The organism is Kitasatospora sp. NPDC004272, from assembly GCF_053603035.1.
The window spans coordinates 1-5,641 of the sequence record NZ_JBSGET010000248.1 but is presented as its reverse complement, the minus strand read 5'-3'; the positions used below and the strand labels follow the sequence as shown (position 1 = coordinate 5,641).

Genomic DNA, 5,641 nt, shown 5'->3' with positions numbered 1-5,641 from the left:
CGCGGCGACCGGCCGCGCGGGGAACGCCGCCGGGGCGGGACCGGACGCCGTTGTCCGTTCCCGCCCCGGCTGCTCCCGTACGGCGGCTCTCCTGCGCCGAGCTCCGCCGCACGCCCCTCCCTTGCGGAGGGTTGCGTTCAGTGAACCGCGCCGCTTCGTGTCAGCGCGAGTCACTTCCCGCCGTCTCGATGGCGGCGCGGCCTGCCTCCAGGCGCGCCACCGGAATCCGGAAGGGAGAGCAGGATACGTAGTCCAGCCCCACCTCGTGGAAGAAGTGGACCGAATCGGGGTCGCCGCCGTGCTCGCCGCAGACGCCGAGCTTGAGGTCGGGGCGGGTGGCCCGGCCGGCCTGCGCGGCGTTCTTGACCAGGGCGCCGACGCCGTCGCGGTCGATGGTCTCGAACGGGCTGACCCCGAAGATGCCCTTCTCCAGGTAGGCGGTGAAGAAGGACGCCTCGACGTCGTCGCGGGAGAAGCCCCACACGGTCTGGGTCAGGTCGTTGGTGCCGAAGGAGAAGAAGTCGGCGGCCTCGGCGATCTGACCGGCCGTCACGGCGGCGCGCGGCAGCTCGATCATGGTGCCGAGCTTGATGTCCAGGCTGACGCCGGTGGAGGCGGCGACCTCGGCGAGCACCCGCTCGCACTCGTCGCGGACCAGTTCCAGCTCCTGGACGGTGCCGACCAGCGGGATCATCACCTCGGGGCGCGGGTCGCCACCGGCCAGCTTGCGCTCGGCCGCGGCCTCGGCGATCGCCCGGACCTGCATGCCGAACAGGCCGGGGATGACCAGGCCGAGGCGGACGCCGCGCAGGCCGAGCATCGGGTTGGCCTCGTGCAGCCGGTGGACGGCCTGGAGCAGGCGCAGGTCGTTCTCGTTCGGGTCCTTGCGGGCCTCGGCGAGGGCGACGCGCACCGACAGCTCGGTGATGTCGGGCAGGAACTCGTGCAGCGGCGGGTCGAGCAGCCGGACCGTCACCGGGAGGCCGTCCATCGACTGGAACAGCTCCAGGAAGTCGCCCTTCTGCAGCGGCAGCAGGCTGGACAGCGCGGTCTCGCGGTCCTTGTCGTTGTCCGCCAGGATCAGGTGCTCGACCTCCTTGCGGCGCTCCTCCCCGAGGAACATGTGCTCGGTGCGGCACAGGCCGATGCCCTGGGCGCCGTACCGGCGGGCGCGGTTCGCGTCCTCGGCGTTGTCGGCGTTGGCGCGCACCGCGAGGCGGCGGCGGCCGTCGGCGTGCGACATCAGCCGGTGCACGGCCTGGACCAGGCCGCCCTGGACGTCGGCGCCGGCGTGGATGGTGCCCTCGAAGTACTCGACCACCGGGGACGGCAGCACCGGGACCTCGCCCAGGTACACCTTGCCGTTGGCGCCGTCGATGGAGACCACATCGCCCTCGTGGACGACCTGGCCGTCGGCGGTGGTGAACTTGCGGTTCTTGGTGTCGACCTCCAGCTCCTCGGCGCCGCAGACACAGGTCTTGCCCATGCCGCGGGCGACCACGGCCGCGTGCGAGGTCTTGCCGCCGCGCGAGGTGAGGATGCCCTCGGCGGCGATCATGCCTTCGAGGTCGTCCGGGTTGGTCTCGCGGCGGACCAGGATGACCTGCTCGCCGGAGCGCGACCACTTCACCGCGGTGTACGAGTCGAAGACCACCTTGCCGACCGCCGCGCCGGGCGAGGCGGCGATGCCGTACGCGACCGGCTTGGTCTCGGAGGTGGGCGCGAAGCGCGGGAACATCAGCTGGGCGAGCTGGCCGCCGGTGACCCGGTGCAGCGCCTCGTCCAGGTCGATCAGGCCCTGGTCGACGAGCTGGACGGCGATCCGGAACGCGGCCGCGGCGGTGCGTTTGCCGACCCGGGTCTGCAGCATCCAGAGCTTGCCGCGCTCGATGGTGAACTCGATGTCGCACAGGTCCCGGTAGTGGTTCTCCAGGGTGTGCATGATGGTCATCAGCTCGTCGTACGACTTCTTGTCGAGCTGCTCCAGGTCGGCCAGCTGCAGGGTGTTGCGGATGCCCGCCACCACGTCCTCGCCCTGGGCGTTCTGCAGGTAGTCGCCGTAGACGCCCTGGGTGCCGGTGGAGGGGTCGCGGGTGAAGGCGACACCGGTGCCCGAGTCCTCGCCGAGGTTGCCGAAGACCATGCTGCAGACGTTGACGGCGGTGCCCAGGTCGTTCGGGATGCGCTCCTGCCGGCGGTAGAGGCGGGCCCGGTCGCCGTTCCAGGAGTGGAAGACCGCGTGGATCGCCAGGTCCAGCTGCTCGCGCGGGTCCTGCGGGAACTCCCGGCCGGTCTCCCGGAGCACGATCGCCTTGAAGGTGGCGACCAGCGACTCCAGGTCCGCGGCGGTGAGGTCCAGGTCGTTGGCGGTGCCCTTGGCGTGCTTGGCCTCCTCCAGCGCCTCCTCGAAGAGCTCGCCGTCGACGCCCAGCACGGTCTTGCCGAACATCTGGACCAGGCGGCGGTACGAGTCCCAGGCGAAGCGCTCGTTGCCGGACTGGGCGGCGAGCCCGGTCACCGAGGCGTCGGAGAGGCCGATGTTCAGGACGGTGTCCATCATTCCGGGCATCGAGAACTTGGCACCGGAACGCACCGAGACCAGCAGCGGGTCGTCCGCCTGGCCGAGCCGCTTGCCCATCTGCCCCTCAAGGGCGACCAGGTGGCCGGTGATCTCCTCGTTCAGCGAGCCCGGCTCGGTCCCGGTCTCCAGGAAGACCTTGCAGGCGTCGGTGGTGATGGTGAACCCCGGAGGGACGGGGAGGCCCAGGTTGGTCATCTCGGCGAGGTTCGCACCCTTCCCGCCGAGAAGATCCTTGAGGTCCTTGTTTCCTTCGGTGAAGGAGTAAACAAACTTCTGCTGCGCCGCCACGGGTCGTTCTCCTCGCACACGGTTGCCCTGACGCCGGAGAACATACCCATTTCGAAGGCCGTCTAGGGGAGCGAATAGCTCGTACGAGCCGCCGAACGGGCGATTGGCCAGCAGATCTAATGCCCGGATGAGCATTTGCCTGCGTTGCTGAAATCGTCCGGATGACGCTTGCGAGAGTTCAAGAAATGAACGCATCACCACGTGCAGCTCACGCGAACCGGACACACGGTGACGGCATTCGCTCCGCCACGTTTCCCCGGCTTGATTTCCTGCAGCCAGCTGCGGCGATCCACCCGGGACCCCTTCGGGAAGCGATCCGGACTTGTACACCTTGGCGAAGTCCGCTGACCGACTGTCACTCGCCACGATATGTGGCCAGCGTCACGAGCGCATCTCAGCTGTCGAGCCGAGTCGACCTACGCCATCCGTCGCTTTCCGTTGATTGCTCCGTCGCCCTGCGTTGCTCGAATTCGCCTCCAAGGAGCCCTCCTGTCCAGCTTGGACAATCCGATCGGGACGTCGGGGCCAGGCTCATGTCCGAGTTGAACCTGCCGATACGTATAGATCATCCGCCAGATGTTTCCGATTCGGCGTCTTCGGCGAGCTTGGCGCACTCGTACGGATCGTCCAACCAGCCTTCGGGCAGAACCACCCGGTTGTTGCCGCTGGTCCGGCCGCGCGGGCCGTCCGCGCCGATCGGCCAGTTCTGCTCCTGGTCGACCAGGGCCAGCGTCTCGGCCAGCTCGGTCAGCGAGCTGGAACCGGCGAGCTTCACCCGCAGCTCGGAACCGACCGAGAAGCCCTTGGTGTACCAGGCGACGTGCTTGCGGAAGTCGATGACACCGCGGGCCTCGTCGCCGAGCCACTCCCCGAGCAGCTGGGCGTGCCGCACCATGGCGCGGGCCACGTACGCGAAGGTGGGGCGGGCGTAGTCGACGTCGCCCTCGAAGATCGACACCAGGTCCTTGAACAGCCAGGGCCGACCGAGGCAGCCCCGGCCGACGACCACGCCGTCGCAGCCGGTCTCGCGCATCATCCGCACCGCGTCGTCGGCGGACCAGATGTCTCCGTTGCCGAGCACCGGGATGCCGGCCGGGACGGACTCGCGGAGCCGGGCGATCGCCGACCAGTCCGCGGTGCCGCCGTAGTGCTGGGCGGCGGTGCGACCGTGCAGGGCGATGGCGGAGACGCCTTCCTCCGCACCGATCCGACCGGCGTCGAGGTAGGTGAGGTGGTCGTCGTCGATGCCCTTGCGCATCTTCATCGTGACCGGCAGGTCACCCGCGTTGGCGACCGCCTGGCGCAGGATGTCGCGCAGCAGGTTGCGCTTGTACGGCAGCGCGGAGCCGCCGCCCTTGCGGGTCACCTTGGGGACGGGGCAGCCGAAGTTGAGGTCGATGTGGTCGGCGAGCCCCTCCTCGGAGATCATCCGCGCCGCCCTGCCGACGGTCTCCGGGTCCACCCCGTACAGCTGGATCGAGCGCGGCTTCTCGCTCGGGTCGAACTTGATCAGCTGCATGGTCTTGGCGTTGCGTTCGACCAGGGCACGGGTGGTGATCATCTCGGAGACGTACAGGCCCCGGCCGCCGCTCTGCTCCCGGCAGAGGGTGCGGAAGGGTGCGTTGGTGATGCCGGCCATCGGGGCCAGCACCACCGGCGGCCAGACCTCCATCGGCCCGATGTTCAACGGGGCGAACTCCGGTGCGCCGGGTGCTGCCGGGGTGGCCTGGACGGTGTCGGGCGTGGTGGTCATGCGCGGCGGATCCTCATACGGGTAGGGCCCCAATGGCGGGCTTCCGGACTCTCCATTCTCTCCCACCCGCCGAACCGCCCCGCCCGAGGCCGGGAACTGCCGGGTAGCGGGGCCTCCCAGGGAGCGGAGCCTCCCGGGAAGCGGGGACGCCGGAGATCGGACTGCCGGGAGGGGGCTGCTGGGGGTGTCGGCGACCGGCGGGCGGTTCGGGCGGTGGTCAGGGTTCTCCGTCCCGGTCGATGGTGACGCTGCCGGAGGCGGAGGTGACGTCGATCAGCCTTGACGAGTCGGCGTCCTGGAGGGACCGGTCGATCGTCTGGCCGCCGCCGTCGCTGCTGAGGTCGATCCGGTACCGGTTGCGGTCGTCGGGCAGGTGCAGGACGAGGTTCCCGGAGGCGAGGCGGATGGTGGCCTCGTCCGGTGGTCGGGCGTACTGCAGGGTGATCGCTCCGGAGGAGGAGGACAGTTGGGCCTTGGACGCGCTCAGCCCCGTACCGATGATCTGCCCGGAGCCGCTCTTCGCCCGGATCGGGCCGCTGACCCCGGTCAGTTCGATCTGACCGCTGCCGGTCTCCGCCGAAACGCTGCCGGCCAGGCCCACGAACTCCGTCCGTCCGGAGCCGTTGCGCGCGTGGACCGCGGTCGACGGCGGCACCTGTATCTCCAGGGCGACCGGACACCCGTGCAGGAACCGGGCCTCCGGGCAGTCGACGGAGATCGACATCGTGCCCGCGTCGATCCGGGTGGCGACCACGGGCCTCCGCACGGCCCAGCCGGTCTTCTCGGAGACCACCACCCGGTCGGTGCCGCCGACGCGGACGGTGACCTGGGCGGGGCCGGAGTCGACGTCGAGCTGCCCGACCGCCTCGAAGTACGTCCGCTCCCGGACGGATTCCTGCTGGATGAGCAGTGCCCCCGCGACGGCGGCACCCGCCAGGACGGCGCAGACCAGGGCCAGCACACCGACGACCCGCCAGGCCCGGCGCTCGCCGGGGCCGGGCGCGGCGGGCGGCCCGGGC

The 5,641-nt window shown here is 70.1% G+C and carries 3 protein-coding genes; all 3 read right to left on the bottom strand.

Annotation, left to right across the window (positions count from 1 at the left end):
- Positions 1-160: 160 nt before the first annotated feature.
- Positions 161-2,869 carry a pyruvate, phosphate dikinase gene (gene ppdK / locus ACWEO5_RS37860; protein ID WP_452166613.1) on the bottom strand — a complete coding sequence of 903 codons (2,709 nt, stop codon included), beginning with the start codon at positions 2,867-2,869 and terminating at the stop codon, positions 161-163.
- A gap of 565 nt (positions 2,870-3,434) precedes the next feature.
- The gene (gene dusB / locus ACWEO5_RS37855) at positions 3,435-4,622 is read right to left on the bottom strand and encodes a tRNA dihydrouridine synthase DusB (protein ID WP_452166612.1); all 1,188 of its coding nucleotides are present in this window, start codon (positions 4,620-4,622) and stop codon (positions 3,435-3,437) included.
- 217 nt (positions 4,623-4,839) lie between these two features.
- Positions 4,840-5,641, bottom strand: an 802-nt coding sequence (locus ACWEO5_RS37850; RefSeq protein ID WP_452166611.1) for a DUF4097 family beta strand repeat-containing protein, incomplete at its 5' end; no start/stop codon positions are given.